Annotated in this window: 12 protein-coding genes, 1 pseudogene and 1 riboswitch; of the genes and pseudogenes, 7 read left to right on the top strand and 6 right to left on the bottom strand. The window is 64.3% G+C overall.

From position 1 onward, the window contains the following. The first annotated feature begins 42 nt into the window (after nt 1-42). The 5 genes from JGU72_RS01680 (at nt 43) to metE (ending at nt 6,894) form a co-directional block, all read left to right on the top strand. On the top strand, nt 43-1,068 hold the full coding sequence (locus JGU72_RS01680) for a COG1361 family protein (protein WP_199682018.1): 1,026 nt from the start codon (nt 43-45) through the stop codon (nt 1,066-1,068). Then, entirely contained in the window at nt 1,065-2,024 is a 960-nt protein-coding gene (locus JGU72_RS01685; RefSeq protein WP_199682019.1) for a hypothetical protein, read from the top strand. Before JGU72_RS01680 ends, JGU72_RS01685 begins: the two co-directional genes overlap by 4 nt. 142 nt (nt 2,025-2,166) lie before the next feature. Beyond that, nucleotides 2,167-2,751, top strand: a complete 585-nt coding sequence (locus tag JGU72_RS01690) for an MspA family porin (protein ID WP_199682020.1) — start codon at nt 2,167-2,169, stop codon at nt 2,749-2,751. Between the two features lie 12 nt (nt 2,752-2,763). Then, nucleotides 2,764-4,236, top strand: coding sequence for a lytic transglycosylase domain-containing protein (locus JGU72_RS01695; protein ID WP_199682021.1), 1,473 nt, complete (start codon nt 2,764-2,766; stop codon nt 4,234-4,236). 59 nt (nt 4,237-4,295) lie between these two features. After that, nucleotides 4,296-4,505, top strand: a riboswitch (cobalamin riboswitch). A gap of 106 nt (nt 4,506-4,611) precedes the next feature. Beyond that, nucleotides 4,612-6,894: a 5-methyltetrahydropteroyltriglutamate--homocysteine S-methyltransferase gene (gene metE, locus JGU72_RS01700; protein ID WP_199682022.1), complete on the top strand. Its 2,283-nt coding sequence runs from the start codon at nt 4,612-4,614 to the stop codon at nt 6,892-6,894. A gap of 26 nt (nt 6,895-6,920) precedes the next feature. Here the strand turns inward: metE and JGU72_RS01705 are convergent, their stop codons facing one another. Genes JGU72_RS01705 through prpD form a run of 3 tightly spaced genes read right to left on the bottom strand, consistent with a single transcriptional unit; the run spans nt 6,921 to nt 10,449 of the window. Beyond that, nucleotides 6,921-8,030 (bottom strand): bifunctional 2-methylcitrate synthase/citrate synthase, encoded by a 1,110-nt coding sequence (locus JGU72_RS01705; protein WP_199682023.1) that lies wholly within the window; start codon nt 8,028-8,030, stop codon nt 6,921-6,923. Further along, nucleotides 8,027-8,941, bottom strand: coding sequence for a methylisocitrate lyase (gene prpB / locus JGU72_RS01710; RefSeq protein ID WP_199682024.1), 915 nt, complete (start codon nt 8,939-8,941; stop codon nt 8,027-8,029). The genes JGU72_RS01705 and prpB overlap by 4 nt, the downstream gene beginning before the upstream one ends. After that, the gene (gene prpD / locus JGU72_RS01715) at nt 8,941-10,449 is read right to left on the bottom strand and encodes a 2-methylcitrate dehydratase PrpD (RefSeq protein WP_199682025.1); all 1,509 of its coding nucleotides are present in this window, start codon (nt 10,447-10,449) and stop codon (nt 8,941-8,943) included. The genes prpB and prpD overlap by 1 nt, the downstream gene beginning before the upstream one ends. 138 nt (nt 10,450-10,587) lie before the next feature. On the opposite strand from prpD, the gene JGU72_RS01720 reads away from it, so the two are divergent. After that, the gene (locus tag JGU72_RS01720) at nt 10,588-12,009 is read left to right on the top strand and encodes a short-chain fatty acyl-CoA regulator family protein (protein ID WP_199682026.1); all 1,422 of its coding nucleotides are present in this window, start codon (nt 10,588-10,590) and stop codon (nt 12,007-12,009) included. Nucleotides 12,010-12,118: 109 nt separating this feature from the next. Further along, nucleotides 12,119-12,541 (top strand): annotated as a pseudogene (locus JGU72_RS01725) (formylglycine-generating enzyme family protein); the annotation flags it as partial. Here JGU72_RS01725 and JGU72_RS01730 read toward each other — a convergent pair. From JGU72_RS01730 to JGU72_RS01740, 3 genes are all read right to left on the bottom strand, one after another. Next, nucleotides 12,484-13,953 carry an HNH endonuclease gene (locus JGU72_RS01730; protein WP_374101058.1) on the bottom strand — a complete coding sequence of 490 codons (1,470 nt, stop codon included), beginning with the start codon at nt 13,951-13,953 and terminating at the stop codon, nt 12,484-12,486. The pseudogene JGU72_RS01725 and the gene JGU72_RS01730 overlap by 58 nt on opposite strands. A 276-nt stretch (nt 13,954-14,229) precedes the next feature. Beyond that, on the bottom strand, nt 14,230-14,841 hold the full coding sequence (locus JGU72_RS31185; protein WP_199682027.1) for a class F sortase: 612 nt from the start codon (nt 14,839-14,841) through the stop codon (nt 14,230-14,232). Next, nucleotides 14,834-15,685, bottom strand: a complete 852-nt coding sequence (locus tag JGU72_RS01740) for a hypothetical protein (protein ID WP_199682028.1) — start codon at nt 15,683-15,685, stop codon at nt 14,834-14,836. The genes JGU72_RS31185 and JGU72_RS01740 overlap by 8 nt, the downstream gene beginning before the upstream one ends. Nucleotides 15,686-15,885: the final 200 nt, after the last annotated feature.

The following is a 15,885-nucleotide window of genomic DNA, read 5'->3' on the forward strand; positions in this document are numbered from 1 at the left end:
ACAACCCACCGCAGCAGCCCCATCCGGCAGGAGATTTCGCTGATGCGGTGGTTAACCGTTCTCTTGATCGCTCTGTTCGGCGTGCTGAGCACTCCGCACGCAGTTGCTGAGCCGATCGACGAGCCGACCCAACCCCAGTTACCGGGACTCGGAATCAGGCTTCTCCAAATCCCGGAGGCTCTGCAGGACGATCCCCGCGCACGGATCTACATCATCGACAATGTCGCACCCGGAACCACGATCACCCGTGCGATCGAGGTACAAAACCGGACCGGGCGCGACCAGCCCGTCGACGTCTACCCCGGTGCCGCCTTCATAGAAGAGGAAGGCGGCTTCGGAGTCGAGGACGGCGCAGCCGTCAACGACCTCACATCCTGGATGAAAACGGACCTGAACAAGATCGACATGACCGACGGCGAAATCGCAACCGTCGACCTGACGATCGATGTCCCCAGAGATGCACCCGAAGGCGAGCAGTACGCCGTCCTCTGGGCGCAGGTGACGAGCGCGGGACCCGCTGGTACGGGCACGATTCTGGTCAATCGCGTCGGAATCAGGGTCTACCTGTCGGTCGGCCCCGGCAACGGTCCCAAGCCCGACTTCACGATCGATTCACTCACACCGCGGCGCAACGAAGCCGGTTCGCACGAAGTGGTCGCCGAGGTATCGAATACCGGCGGACGGGCACTCGATCTCGGCGGTGAAGTGATCTTGACCGAGGGTCCCGGTGGCCTCTCTCTGGGACCGAAACCGGCCACGGGAACGACCGTCGCGCCCGGTCGCAATGCTCAGGTCGTCTTCGCCCTCGATACGGTCCTGCAGCCGGGCCCATGGCAGGCGACGGTGACGCTCAAGAGCGGCAACCTGACCCGAACAGTCACGGGCACACTGACATTCCCGGACTCCGGCTCGGGCGAATCCGTCGACACGACTACGCCGCAGGCGCCGGGAACGTCGTGGACCTGGTACATCGTCGGTGCCACGTTTGCTCTTCTGCTTGCACTTGTCGCACTGCTCGCATACCGGCTCTTCAAACGGTCGCCGGTTTCGAACGGCCACAAGAGATGAACAGGTCGCCAGTTCTACTAGCGCTGGCGACATGCATCGCCCTGGGCGTCACAGTTGCGCACGCGGAGCCGGCCGATCCTGAGCCTGCCCCGCCACCGCCGGTGCCCGCAGCCCCACTACCGACAGTCTTCGTCACGCCGCCGGTAGGTCCGCCGACAACCCGCGCACCCGACGCAACCGCACCGATCGGGACTGCTCCCAACGGAACCATGCCGAACGGGACCGTTCCCAACGGGACGATGCCCGAGGGCGCGGTACTGAACCCGGGAGTGCAGCAAGCCGCAACTCCGAACGCGATCGCACCCACGGTGATCACGCCGGGTACTCCGTCCGTACAAACCCTCTCCCCCGCAAACGATCCCACTCCGTTGAGCGCCGAACCGACCACGACGTCATTGGACGACGTCGCGGGCGAAATCGTCACAACAACCGCCGAACCGACCACGTCCACCGAAGCGACGACCACCGAACCGCCGCTGCCGACCACCACCGTAGAACCGACGACGACGACCGAAACGACCACGACGACCGAAACGACGACCACGGAGACCACGTCAACGACGACGACAACGACCGGCGGTGCACTGACGATCAGCACCGGAGGATTCGCGGGATCGACCGACGGCACCGACAACCCAACCGTGCACGGCACGATGCCCGTGACCGTCACAGACGGTCGCGGCGGCGAAGAGGGTTGGGTGGCCAGCGTCAGAATCTCCGATTTCGTCGGTGCCCGAACGGGAACGATTGCTCCGGGCAGCGGCCGATATACCTCGAGCTCGACGGAATGCAGCGAATCGACCGGAATGCAGCGCTTGTCCAGCTCCCTGACCGCAGTGCAATCGGCACAAACAGAATGCAATGCAAGTTGGCTTGCAGATATCGAATTGGACGTACCGCGGGACGGAGTTGTCGCCGACAAATACACGGCGACCATCGTCCACTCGGTTGCATGAATAGTTTTCCCGACACCGACAGTCGACGTCGGGACCGTGCGAGCGCACGGGACCAGAAAAGAAAGGAGTCAATCCAATGACGATCAATCGCACGTCGGGAATGCGTCGTTGCACGAGAATGGTTCGGGCAACATTATTTTCGTTGGTTGCCACCGTTGCCCTCGCAGTGGGGAACAGTACGCAGGCCGGCGCGGTGGTCGATGCATCGAACCACATCGTCGATTTCGACGGCAACGACATCAGCGTGTCGATGGTCGACACCAATTTGATGTTCGTGCCACCGCTCGACGACAGCATTTTCACCCGCGAATGGTTTCACGGTGGCCGCGCCGCAATAAAGATCACCGGCGACAAGGCAAAAGACTTTGCAGGCACTGTCAAAATGGGTTACCAAGTGGGTTACCCAGCGACCTTCACCGGTGCATTGACATTCACCTGGGATACTCCCAACTTCACGATGCAACTCGGCACCAACGGATTCGCGCCGCAGCTGACGTCGGGACTTCCGACGTTCGGCACGACGATGTCGGTCGGCAACGGTCCCGGAATCGTCGATATCGAGGTGATCAGCACATCGTTCACCGGTGACACCACCGAGATCGGGATGTCCGCGTTCCATGCGTCCGTGACAGGCGTTATCGGGCGTACCAATATTCGTCCGTGGGTCACCGTGATCAACAGCTCGGGGTTCCGGGTCACGACCATCGGACCGATCTACCGGAACTGACAGGTTAAGTAGATGCGACCGAGAATTGGTGTCGCGGCGGTGGCATTCCTGGCCATTGCCGCAACCACCATCGGTTCGTCAGCGATACAACGAGATTCGACGCATGGTTCCGCCGATCCGCAGTCGGGGGATCTCGGAGCCATTGCACTCGTCGCAGCGTTGGGCGGACCGGTGACGCCGGGAGCCGATCCCGTTCCGTCGGTCGGCATTTTGCCGTCGCGGCCGAATCCACCGCGGCTGCGTGCGTTGGGTTCGGACACCTCGTCTTCACCCGAGCGCCCAGTTCTACGGCAAACCGGCACAGGCGATCTCGCTCCGCGGGGAAGTGCGTTCGGCATCCCCGAACTGGTACTCGCGGCTTACCGCAACGCGGAGCTCGCGCTCGGTAGCACGATGCCGGGTTGCGGGCTCTCGTGGAACCTGCTCGCCGGCATAGGCAAAATCGAGTCCGACCACGCGGGAGACGGCCGCACCGACGTCGCGGGCACGACAACGACAGCAATTCTCGGACCGGCGCTCGACGGCAGTCTGCCTGGCAACGAGGTGATCAGTGCCGGTGCCGGCCAGGGCTACGTCCGCGCTGTCGGTCCGATGCAGTTCCTGCCCGAGACCTGGCAGCACTGGTCCGCCGACGGAAACGGTGACGGTGTCGCCGATCCGAACAATGTTTTCGACGCCACGTTGGCCGCAGGCAAGTACCTCTGCGCGGACGGCGTGAACCTCGACGATCCGGCAGATCGACTCGCGGCAATCTTGCGGTACAACCACTCGCTGTCATATGCCGCGGACGTGCTGAGTTGGGCGTCGGCCTATCGCAACGGAGGTGTCCCCACGCTGGTCGACGTGTCCGAGAACATCCAGGTCCCGCAGTCCTACGACGCGTCGATGTTCGTCGCTGCGGAACCGGCCGAAGCAGGATCCGCGAGCGACTCGTCGCAATCGGGTTCGCCGACAACAGTTTCCGGTCCGCAGACCATCTCACCGATTGCGGGCAGGACCAGCGCGGCAGGTCAGGGAACCGCCGCCACGCCGTCGACGGCACCGCCGCGAGTGCTGCCGATCCCGCAGCCCGTCGTTCGAACCACTGACGCAGCGCTACCGCCGACCGAGGAGCCTGATCCGACTGCGCCGGTAACGCTCGTCCCGTCTGTCATCGTGCCGACGCCCGCCGTAACGGCACCCGTTACCCAGGCTCCGGGCATCCCCGGACCCGTCGACCCGTTGCCGATCAGTCCCCAAACCATCAGTCCCCAAACCATCAGTCCCCAAACCATCAGCCCGCAAACCATCAGCCCGCAAACGCTGAACCCGCAGACCGCCGATCCGCAGCCGGCGAACCCGGGACCTGCCGAACCGCAACCCGCAAACCCACAACCGGCAAACCCGCAACCTGTGAACCCACAACCTGTGGTACCCAACGTGATTCCGAACGTGCCGACCGTCATCCAGCCACAGGTCGTTCCCGTCGTGCCCGCCACGAACTGAGATCGGCATATGATCGATATGCAGCTGGTTCGCCGGCGCGACCGATCGGAGCCCCGAGAAGGTCGCACGGCGTCGAAGCTCACGCTCGTCCGACGAGCGCGAGTGAGAGGGAACCCGGTGGAAATCCGGGACTGTCCCGCAGCGGTAAGCAGGAACGACCGCCGTCACATGCACTGGGCCCCGCGCCTGGGAAGCGACGGCCATTAGGTTCGGCCCATTCGAGTCGAGTGCCCGCGAGTCCGAAGACCTGCCGACTGTGCTGGGTACGCCGTACCCAGCGGTCCCCGCCTCGTGGATTGGGCGTGCAGACCTGCGCGGCGTCCTGACCTGTGGACCCGCCGGTGTGCCGTGCCGTCGGGTGGTGGCCATCTACGCATGTCCACAGGAGTGACAACCGTGAGTAATTCCTTCACAGCTTCGGTCCTCGGCGTTCCGCGCATCGGACCACGCCGCGAACTCAAACGCGCAATCGAGGCCTACTGGGCGGGCCGAATCGATCAGGCGGAGCTGGCTTCGGTCGCCGCCGCGCTGCGCACGCAGCAGTTCGCCGACCTCCGGACCGCGGGGCTCGACTCGATCCCCGTCGGCACCTTCTCCTACTACGACCAAGTCCTGGACACTGCCGTGCTGCTCGGTGCCTTACCGCCGCGCTTCGACGACGTCGCCGATCCGCTCGATCGGTACTTTGCCGCGGCACGCGGGAACGACGCGATCGCACCGCTCGAAATGACGAAGTGGTTCGACACGAACTACCACTATCTGGTGCCCGAGATCGCGCCGTCCACGACGTTCTCGCTGCATCCGGAGAAGGTCCTGGCCGAGCTGAAAGAAGCTCTCGCCCTGGGCATACCAGCCCGACCGGTCGTCATCGGTCCGATCACCTTCCTGCTGTTGGCGAAGGCAGTCGACGGCGCGGGCCCCCTGCTGGACCGGCTCGACGAGCTAGTACCGCTCTACACCGGCTTGCTCCGTCTCCTCCACCGCGCCGGGGCGGAATGGGTGCAGATCGACGAACCAGCGTTGGTCACGGACCTGAGCGACGAAGCATTGCACGCCGTTTCGCGTGTGTACGACGAGCTTTCCGGACTCACGGACCGACCGGCGATCCTCGTGGCGTCGTACTTCGGCGAACTTGGTCAGGCACTGCCCGCGCTGGCGTCGACAGGCATCGAGGGCCTGACCATCGACCTCGTGGCCGGCAGTTCGATCAACGTCGCTACAGTTCCCGCACTTGCCGGGAAACTCGTCGTGGCGGGCGTAGTAGACGGTCGCAATGTGTGGCGTACGGACCTGGACGCGGCTTTGACAACGTTGGGAACACTGCTCGGATCGGTCGGGGCGCTTGCCGTCTCGACGTCGTGCTCGCTGCTGCACGTTCCGTACAGCCTCGACAACGAACCCGACCTCGAGCCGAGACTGGCGTCGTGGCTGGCATTCGCCGCCGAAAAGATCAACGAGGTAACAGTTCTCGCACGCGCCCTGCGTAGTGAGCCGGTCGCTGGTGCGCTACTCGAGGCCCGCGTTGCGCTGGCGGGTCGTCGCGCGGACCCGCGTTTGCACAGTGCGGCGGTTCGAGCACGGTTGGCCACGCTGGGTCCGGACTCGAGCCGACGGGCAGCGGCCGGGTCGCGTCGCGCAAGGCAGGCCGACCGCCTCGACCTGCCTGCCCTGCCGACCACGACAATCGGCTCCTATCCCCAGACAGCGCAGATCCGAGTTGCACGCGCCGCGTTGCGTAAAGGTGAGATCGACGAAGCAGAGTACGAGCGGCGGATGCGGTCCGAAATCGCCGATGTGATTGCGCTGCAGGAGAAGCTGGGTCTCGATGTGCTTGTCCATGGCGAGCCCGAGCGCAACGACATGGTGCAGTATTTCGCCGAGCAATTCGACGGCTACTTCGCTTCGGCGAACGGGTGGGTGCAGTCCTACGGCACGCGGTGCGTCCGGCCGCCGATCCTCTACGGCGATGTCGTGCGACGCGCACCGATGACGGTCGACTGGATCACCTACGCGCAGTCGCTGACCACCAAGCCGGTCAAGGGCATGCTCACGGGTCCGGTGACGATCCTCGCGTGGTCGTTCGTGCGCGACGATCAGCCGCTCGCCGATTCGGCACGCCAAGTGGCACTTGCCATCCGGGACGAGACCGTCGACCTGCAGGCGGCGGGAATCCGCATCATCCAGGTCGACGAGCCGGCCTTGCGCGAGCTACTCCCCCTGCGCGACGCGGACAAACCCGCGTATCTCGCGTGGGCGGTCGAAGCGTTCCAGCTCTCGACATCGGGGGTCTCGGATTCGACCCAAATCCACACGCACCTCTGCTATTCGGAGTTCGGTGAGGTTATCGGCGCGATCGCGGGACTCGACGCGGATGTCACGTCGATCGAGGCGGCGCGGTCACACATGGAGGTGCTCGACGACCTCAACGCGGTCGGCTTCGACCTCGGCGTCGGACCAGGCGTGTACGACATCCACTCCCCCCGCGTGCCGAGCGTCGACGAGATCGTGACGTCTCTGCGCGCGGCGCTGCAAGCCGTTCCGGTGGAGCGACTCTGGGTCAACCCGGACTGCGGTTTGAAGACTCGCGGCACGGCGGAGGTGGAGGCATCGTTGCGCAATCTCGTTGCGGCGGCGGCGAAGGTGCGGGCAGAACTATAGAGAGTCGGTGCGCGGCTGGGTACGGCTCAGCCGCGCACCGCGCGCTGCGGGACTCCGGAGTACTCGCTCAACGGCCGGATCAGCGCGTTCGAACCCGCCTGCTCGATGATGTGGGCGGTCCAGCCGGTGATCCTGCTCATCACGAAGATCGGCGTGAACATCTCGATGTCGAACCCCATCAGGTAATACGCAGGGCCGGTGGGGAAATCGAGGTTGGGCTCGATGCCGGTGACTTCGCGCATCGTCGACTCGAGTTCGTCGTACATCGCAAGCCATTTCGCACCGCCGGTCACCGCTGCTACTTCGTCGAGCGCAGCCTTCATCGTCGGAACCCGCGAATCGCCGTTCTTGTAGACCCTGTGGCCGAACCCCATGACCTTCGCCTTGGCGTGCAACTTACGCCGCAACCAGTCCGCCGCCTGCGAGGATTCACCGATCTCGAGCATGTCGTGCATGACTGCCTCGTTCGCACCACCGTGCAGGGGTCCTTTCAAAGCGCCGATCGCAGCTGTCACCGCGCTGTACATGTCTGACTGGGTCGATGTCACCACCCGCGCGGCGAATGTCGACGCGTTGAAGCTGTGCTCCGCGTACAGAATCAGTGAAATTTCGAAGGCTTTGACAATTCGCAAGTCCGGAATCGAACCGAACGACATATTGAGGAAATTCTCGGCGAAGCCCAGATGTGAGTGCGGCGCAATCGGTTCCAGCCCGCGACGGCGACGCATGTCGGCTGCGATGACGGTCGGCAGGACGGCCATCATCCGCAACGCCTTTGCGAGATTCGCCCGGCGCGCGTTGTCGTCCACCTCCGGATCTTCACAGCCCAGGTAGCTGATCGCGGTCCGGACCACGTCCATCGGGTGGCAGTTGTCGGGCAGTTTCGCGACGAGCGACAGAAGCGACCTGTCAGCGCGCCGCAGCGCACGCTCGCGCTGCATGAACAGAGCCAGCTGACTCGGGTCGGGTAGCTCCCCATACCAAAGCAGGTACGCGACCTCCTCGAACGTGCACGAAGCCGCGAGATCCTGCACGGCGTACCCGCGATACGTCAGCGAATTCGTCTCCGGCACAACCTTCGAGATGGCGGTCGTATCGACGACGACGCCGGCCAAACCCTTCTTGATGTCGGTCATGCTGACTCCGTAACGGTGAAGTTGAAGATCCCGGTGTCGAACTCGTTGTAGTTCTCGTATTCGAGCAAGTCGTAAAGAGCTGCCCGATGCTGCATCCGATCCAGATGCGCTGCCTGCGTGCCGGTTGCAGCAATCTCGCGAAGCCCTGCCTCGACCGCGAACATCGCGATCCGCAGCGTCGTGACCGGGTAGATGACGACGTTGAACCCGAGATTCTCCAGTTGCTGCGCCGACAGCAGGTCGGACTTGCCGAACTCGGTCATATTGGCGAGCAACGGAACCTGCACGCCCGCGCGGAACTTCTCGAACTCGGATTCGTCGGCGAGCGCCTCGGTGAAGATCAGATCCGCGCCCGCATCGGCGTAGGCCTTTGCCCTGTCGATTGCCGCATCCAGGCCCTCGACAGCGCGGGCGTCGGTCCGAGCGCAGATGACGAAATCAGGATCGCGCCGCGCAGCGACGGCGGCATGGATGCGCTGCGTCATATCGCCCACCGGCACAACAGCTTTCCCGTCGAGGTGGCCGCAGCGCTTCGGATTCACCTGATCCTCGAAATGCGCCGCCGCTACGCCGGCGTCCTCGAGAACGGTCACGGTCCGCGCTGCGTTCATGGGTTCACCGAAGCCGGTGTCTGCGTCGATCAGGGTCGGCAGGTCGGTGACGCGGGCGATCTGCTGCCCGCGGGCAGCGACCTCGGTCAGCGTCGTGAGGCCGATGTCGGGTAACCCGAGATCTGCCGCCAGCACCGCTCCAGATACGTACACACCTTCGAACCCCAAGCGCTGCACGGCCATTGCAACCAGCGGGGAGAACGCGCCGGGTAAACGCTGAAGCTTTCCCGACGCCAAACCTGCCCGGAACGCCTTGCGCTTGTCGCTGGCCGACGTGGTCGCTGCTATAACCCGGCCCATCAGAAGACTCCCGTCGGTACAGCGGGCGCCTGCGCGAGAACGTCGTCGGAAACCGTGAAGGTCAACCGATCGAGTTCTCCCGCAGCAAGTTCCGCAGTTCGCGAAGCAGCTTCGAGAAATCGCTTCTGTTCGGCTGTGTCGACCACACCGTCGGCCAGAGTCCGAAACTTCTCGATGTACTGCTCACGTTCGAAAGGCCTGGCACCCAGCGGATGTGCGTCGGCGACAGCGAGCTCGTCGACGATCACCTCGCCGTTCTTCATGGTGATGACAGCGCGTGCGCCGAAAGCCTTCTCAGCGGGATCGGTCGAGTGGTAGCGGCGCGTCCACTCCGGGTCTTCTGTGGTGGAGATCTTGCGCCACAGCTCGACTGTGTCAGGACGTTGCGCGCGCTCCGGTGCATAGGACCGGTGATGGTGCCATTCGCCGTCCTGCAACGCGACCGCGAAGATGTACATGACGGAGTGGTCGAGTGTTTCCCGGCTCGCAGCCGGATCGAACTTCTGCGGATCGTTGGATCCGGTCCCGATCACGACGTGCGTGTGGTGACTTGTGTGGAGCACGATCGACGCGATCCGGTCGAGGTCACCGATCCGGGCGCGCATACGACGGGCCAGGTCGATGGGTGCCTGGCTCTGGTACTCGGCCGAGTGCTCCTTGGTGTAGGTATCGAGAATTGCCCGCTTCGCCTCACCCGGACCTGGCAGCGGCACAACGTATTCCGCACTCGGACCGCCGAGCAGCCAGGCGATCACGCCGTCCTCGCCTTCCCAGATCGGTGCGGGTGCACCCTCGCCGCGCATTGCACGGTCGACGGCTTCGACGGCCATCTTTCCGGCGAACGCCGGTGCATAGGCCTTCCAACTGGAGATCTCGCCCTTGCGCGATTGCCGCGTCGCGGTTGTGGTGTGCAACGCCTGCCCGACTGCCTGGTAGATGGTCTCGGCGCCGAGGTTCAGCAGGGTGCCGATTCCCGCGGCCGCGGAGGGACCGAGGTGTGCGACGTGATCGATCTTGTTCTCGTGCAGGCAGATTCCCTTGACGAGGTCGACCTGGATTTCGTATCCCGTTGCGAGACCGCGAATCAGGTCCGCACCCGAACGTCCTGCATGCTGCGCTACCGCCAGAATCGGCGGGATGTTGTCTCCCGGATGGGAATACTCCGCAGCGAGGAAGGTGTCGTGGAAGTCGAGTTCGCGCACGGCAACCCCATTGGCCCACGCGGCCCACTCCGGGGACACCCGATCGGTAGCGGGGTGCCCGAAGACGGTGGCGCCCGGCGTGTACGGATGCCGCAGAGCCTGCGCGCGAGCACTCGCGACCGGTCGGCGGACCAGCGCTGCAGCAGCCACAGCTGCGTTGTCGATGATGCGGTTGACGATCATCTCCGCGGTGTCTGCGGGTACCTCGACGGCGTCGGTGGCGACCTCAGCGATGTTCCAGGCCAGGTGTTCCGATCGCGGAAATGCCTCGGCCGACCGCCGGGTGCGCACTACGTGGGCCTTCATATGTCCTCCTGTGTTCATCTCCTTCGCACGCTACGCACCTGCAGCGGCAACGAGAATGCCTTGCAAAGGCCTATTTGTGTGGGGTGAAGGTCGCGAATTTGCGAAGGTTGCGAAGATGGATTCGGCTACGGTTGATGCGTGCGCAAGATGTATGCGGGAGCCCGGCTGCGTCGCCTCCGTGATGAACGCGGACTGACGCAGGCTGCCCTTGCGTCGATGCTCGAACTGTCGCCGAGCTATCTCAACCAACTCGAACGCGACCAGCGCCCGATGACTGTCGCCGTGCTGCTCAAACTCAACTCGGTCTTCGACCTGGACGTTCAGTTCTTTGCCGCAGACAAGGACGCGCGGCTCGTGTCGGACCTCCACGATGCGCTGGTCGAGTCGTCGGCAGGTGCGACAGCCGCCCTCACCGAGATCGAAGAATTGGCCGCGCGAATGCCGGACGTGGCGCAGACGATCGTCACCATGCATCGCAGGCTGCACGCTGTGACGGACCAGCTCGATCGCCTGTCCGGCACCCTGTCCGGCGGCACTTTTCCCGACCCCACGGTACCGATGCCGTACGAGGAGGTCCGCGACTTCTTCTACGACCACCGAAACCACATACCGATCCTCGATCACGCCGCAGAGCGACTCTTCGAAGACAACGGCCTCACTGTCGGCTCGATCGATCGCCAACTCGCACGGCTCGCATCCGACCTCGCCGGCGTCACTGTGCTCGTCGGCGGGGACGGTGCCGACAGCTCCATCCCGAAACGTCAGTACGACAAGGAGACTCGCACCTTGACGCTGGCGCGCCGGCTACAGCCGGGCCAACGAGCGTTTCAGATTGCGACAACGCTTGCCTTCCTGTTGCACGGCGATGACCTCGACGCCATCGTCGACGAGACGTCCCTCGTCGGCGAGTCCCGCACGCTCGCTCGCATCGGACTCGCCAATTACTTTGCGGGCGCCCTGATCTTGCCCTACGGACGGTTCCTGCGAGCGGCGGAAGAGTTGCGTTATGACATCGACCTGCTCGCATTGCGCTTCGAAGTCGGCTTCGAAACTGTGTGCCACCGCCTCAGCACCTTGCAGCGACAGGGGCAGCGCGGTATTCCGTTCTTCTTCGTACGGACGGATCGCGCCGGGAACATTTCGAAACGCCAGTCGGCCACAGCCTTTCACTTCTCGCGGGTGGGCGGCAACTGCCCGCTATGGGTTGTGCACGAAGCGTTCTCGAGTCCCGGCACCGTATTGACGCAGGTTGCGCAGATGCCCGACGGGCGCCGCTATTTGTGGATCGCTCGCACCACCGTTGCTGACGCACAGGGTTTTCGGAGACCGCAGAAGCGATTCGCCATCGGACTCGGGTGCGACATTCAGTACGCGGACCGGCTCGTCTATTCGAAAGGCCTGCAGCTCGACGACCCTGAGGCGTCCGTCCCGATCGGTGCCGGCTGCAAGGTCTGCGACCGTCCGGCGTGCGCGCAACGCGCCTTTCCACAGATCGGGCGCGCGATGGCAATCGACGAGAACCGAAGCGTCGACCTACCCTATCCACATGCAGCCTCATGAGCCGATGGTGCAGGTCCCTGGTGGCGAGGTGACCCTCCGCGACGACCGGCGCAAGATCGAGTGGACGGTCCCGATCAGGCCGTTCCTTCTGGGGCGAAGCCCAGTCACGATGTCGCCACAGCGGATTCCGCTCGTCAACGTGTCGTGGCTCGATGCGGTCGCTCTCTGCAACCGACTGTCGCGAGAGTCCGGTTTCGCGGAGTGCTATTCCGGCGCTGACGACGACGTCACCTGCGACTGGGACGCTGACGGCTACCGCCTGCCGACCGAGGCCGAATGGCAGTACGCGTGCAAGGCCGAGACCACGGGCTACCGCTACGGCGAACTCGACGAAATCGCTTGGTACAGCGAAAATTCCGGCGGCGTGCCGCACCCGGTCGAGCGCAAGGCGCCCAACTCGTGGGGCCTCCACGACATGCTCGGCAACGTGTGGGAATGGTGCTGGGATTTGTACGATCAAGAGGTCTACGGCTCCTATCGCATCTTTCGCGGCGGCAGTTGGGCGGAAGAGGCAAGGGGATGCGGCGCTTCGGTGAGACGTCGTAGCCACCCGACCTTTTCGATCGACGACCTCGGATTCCGGCTGGCGCGTTCCAGCGTCCAGTAATCGATGGGAACGTCCGCACCGAGTTTGTAGTATTCGGTTTCCCAGTGCAGCAACGGTTTCGGGAGTCGTGGCGCGGTCGATCGATACTCGTGGCCACTCGGCGTGGTGAACGAGTAGCAATGCCGCGCCGCTCGCTTCTTCGTGCGCGCGGGTTTGGCGGTCCAGCCAGCGCCCTGTTTGGCGTGGTTGCACGCTTCGCAAAGTCCCGCGCCGTTCTCGGCCGTCGTGGGTCCACCGTTTTCGCGCGGCTCGATGTGATCGACATGCCGGATGGGCGCGTCACACCACGGTGTGCGGCACACCTGGTCCCGCGTGTTGATCCAACGAGCCAAACCGGCTGGGAAACAACGAGCTTTCGACTCCAAGCCGGTCAACGCCCCGCTACCGGGGTGGGCATACACACGGCGGAGTTCGACGTGCGCCGCAGTCGAGTCGTCGGTTGCCACCTTCTTGACCCAGTCCCGCGCGAGCGCAGCAGGCACCGGACCGAACCCGGAAACGTGCGCAGTTTCGGCCCCGGCGTCGAAGAGCGTCCGATCGGAGATCACCAGGTTGACCGTTATCGGCGCCGCAGTGGCAATCGACCGTCCGGTCACGCGCTCCACCAGGAGGTCCGCCATAATCTGCGACCGCGACCGTTCGTCACCCGTAGCCACGATGGAGTCGGCATCACGACGCAACGTCGCATACACCGCAACGCCCTCCCGAACAGGCAGTAACGCACTCACATACGTCATCGTGTCCGGCGCGGGGCGCACGCTGACGTGCCGGTCCGACACTGCTTTCGCGTTGCGGCGCACGACCGCAGCAGGATCCAACGCCGCAACCGCAGCGCGCACAGCCGCGATCAGTCGGCGATCGCCCATGCCATCCACACCGGATGGGAGCGAGCATAATTCGCGATCCACCGTCGCTCGATCCGCGCGAGACAGGCAAGCTGTTTCGCGGACAATCAGGGTCGCACGCCACTCGTTGAGCACGCCGGTCTCCAGCAGCTTCAGGGTGTACGGCATTTCGTGGACCAGCGCCGTCGCCAGACCCAGCAAACGTCCGCCGCGGTACGTCGACTCCCGCCGTGCCAACGCGATCTCGGAACCGACGCCGCGCCCTCGCTGCGCTTTCGGCACGCCAGCCGCCGCGTCTGCAGCCCGGCGGTCGGCGTCCAGATCCGCGGACAGCTTCGCCTGCGCCGCCGCACACGCCGACTTCAACTCCTCCAACCATCGCAACAGGTCGATCCGGGCCGCGTCGTCCACGTCCCGATCCAACCGTCCAAGCTCGCAAAACGCGGTCGCGATTACCTCGCCGACCTGCGTCGATCCCCCCGTATCGAACATAGTTTCGATCATACCAGCGTCTAGAGAGTCACACTAGGTGTGAAGCTGAGAAGGTTCGACAATTTGGGCGGCCGCAGCATCACCGCGTCCGTGACCGACGTGTTCCACCGCGCTGGATCTTGGGGAACGTCGCAACGCCGCCCACAGTTTGCAGGCCGATCCCCCTCGACTACACAGTCCGCGGCCCTCGCACCCAAGAAGGAACGATATTCACGGCTCTTCAGCCAACGACGCCTTGACGAACCGACACGCCCGCTCGACCACCTGACCCAACCCCTACGTCAACCCCGCAATAACGACGAGGTTGTCGGAGGTGTCCAGCCCTTCGTCGGTGGTGTCGCAGGTCTCGAGGATCAGCCGACCCGGAATGTTGACGAGAAGGTCGGTCCGCAAAGCGATTTCGTCCTTCGGGACGAGCAATACCTGCTCGACCTCGTAGACCAGCGTGCCGTTAGGCGTGCCGAGAATGATCGAGTTACCGGGGGCAACCTTCTCCAGGGCCGAGAACGGCACAACCTCTCCGGACAGATCAGCGTAGTTGTGTCCGATGATGAAAGACGTTCCAGGCGAATCGGTGCCGGGCAAGTTGCTGTCGGTGCGGAACACCGGTCGATTGTCGTCGGGCATCACGACGCCGTTCACAGCACGGATCCCGGCCGGATTGAGCAGCGTCTGTGCCATCACTGCCGGCTCGATCGCGATCCACGTCGGCTCGGACTGCGGCACGAACTCGTCGGAGATCAGGGGTGGCGCCGCCTCCGGAACGACCGAAATGGCCGGTACAGGAGCGTAATCGCCCTGTACCGACCCGGTGCTGCTGATCGCGCTGGCTGTCCATGCGCACACCAGCAGCACCCCGACCGCTCCTGCGGCTCGAGCTCTACCCACGAATGGTGCTCACCCAGCGACGCACGTGTGCTGCACCGGCGGGTACCACCTTCCGCGGGTCACGCCCGATCGCCATCATGACGCCGCAGGCCAGGAGAACCATCCAGGCTGCGACAATTGTCCAGCGCCACATCAATTTCGTGCCGTCCTCGAGAATTTCGGACGCGGTCCGTCCGGTTGCGACCTCTGCAGCCGGCGTCTGGACGCTGTTTGCACCCAACCCACCTGGCATCTCCTCGACCGCGCCGAGGCCGCCGGCACCCGGTACAGCGGCCGGAACCGGCAGTGCTGCAGCCGGAATCGCGGGCACCGCAGCAAGAACGGCGGGAACAGCAGGAATGACGGCGGCGGGTATCGCCAACGCCGGCGGGACGACTCCGCCATGCGCCTGCTGGCAATCAGCGACCTCGACGAGGTACGCGTCGGCAACTGTCTTGGTATCGGTCGCTTGGCGCGCTGCCTCCGCGGAGGCGTCAGCGGTCTGCCTCGTTATCGCGACCTGGACGTCAGCGGCGTGCCGCTCTTCCAGCGGTGCCTGGTTGTCCGCGAGGGTTTTGGCGTGCTCGACAGCAGCATTCGCCGCCTGGGCGTCGGATGCCGCTTTCGCGTCGGCGGCCGTCTTCACGTCGGAGGCGGTTTGCGCGTCCGCTGCTGCCCGTTCGGCGGATACGCAGGCGTACTGCTTCGCCGGAACCGCTGCCGGGGTGCTGGGAGTGACGACGACTCCCTCACCGCCGTCGGCCAACGCGGCGCCTGCACCTGTCATCGTGCCGATCGCCAGCACTGCGGCAATTGCGCAGTTGCGTGCGAAAACGCGGCGGCAAAGGCGTGCTCTTTTGGTCATTGACGTTCCTTCATGGTCGGTGTCGACTGGTGCCGTTTTCGTGGCGACACTCTCCGCGAAGTCGATGTCACTTCGGCCTCGGGGGGAAAATCGCCGTACCCGAAGAACTTTCAACCATGTAGTTCGCGCGACACGACTCGGCTCGCGACCTACACAACACCGATACAGATCCCTTACCTCCCCGGTATGGATCCCTTATC

The organism is Antrihabitans auranticaus (genome assembly GCF_016481275.1).
Classification (GTDB): domain Bacteria; phylum Actinomycetota; class Actinomycetes; order Mycobacteriales; family Mycobacteriaceae; genus Antrihabitans.

What these genes read in the sequence shown, in the direction of transcription:
- JGU72_RS01680 (WP_199682018.1), top strand. Translation starts at nt 43, where the DNA reads ATGCGGTGGTTAACCGTTCTCTTGATCGCTCTGTTCGGCGTGCTGAGC.
- JGU72_RS01685 (WP_199682019.1), top strand. Translation starts at nt 1,065, where the DNA reads ATGAACAGGTCGCCAGTTCTACTAGCGCTGGCGACATGCATCGCCCTG.
- JGU72_RS01695 (WP_199682021.1), top strand. Translation starts at nt 2,764, where the DNA reads ATGCGACCGAGAATTGGTGTCGCGGCGGTGGCATTCCTGGCCATTGCC.
- metE (WP_199682022.1), top strand. Translation starts at nt 4,612, where the DNA reads ATGTCCACAGGAGTGACAACCGTGAGTAATTCCTTCACAGCTTCGGTC.
- JGU72_RS01705 (WP_199682023.1), bottom strand. Translation starts at nt 8,030, where the DNA reads ATGACCGACATCAAGAAGGGTTTGGCCGGCGTCGTCGTCGATACGACC.
- prpB (WP_199682024.1), bottom strand. Translation starts at nt 8,941, where the DNA reads ATGGGCCGGGTTATAGCAGCGACCACGTCGGCCAGCGACAAGCGCAAG.
- prpD (WP_199682025.1), bottom strand. Translation starts at nt 10,449, where the DNA reads ATGAAGGCCCACGTAGTGCGCACCCGGCGGTCGGCCGAGGCATTTCCG.
- JGU72_RS01730 (WP_374101058.1), bottom strand. Translation starts at nt 13,953, where the DNA reads ATGTTCGATACGGGGGGATCGACGCAGGTCGGCGAGGTAATCGCGACC.
- JGU72_RS01740 (WP_199682028.1), bottom strand. Translation starts at nt 15,685, where the DNA reads ATGACCAAAAGAGCACGCCTTTGCCGCCGCGTTTTCGCACGCAACTGC.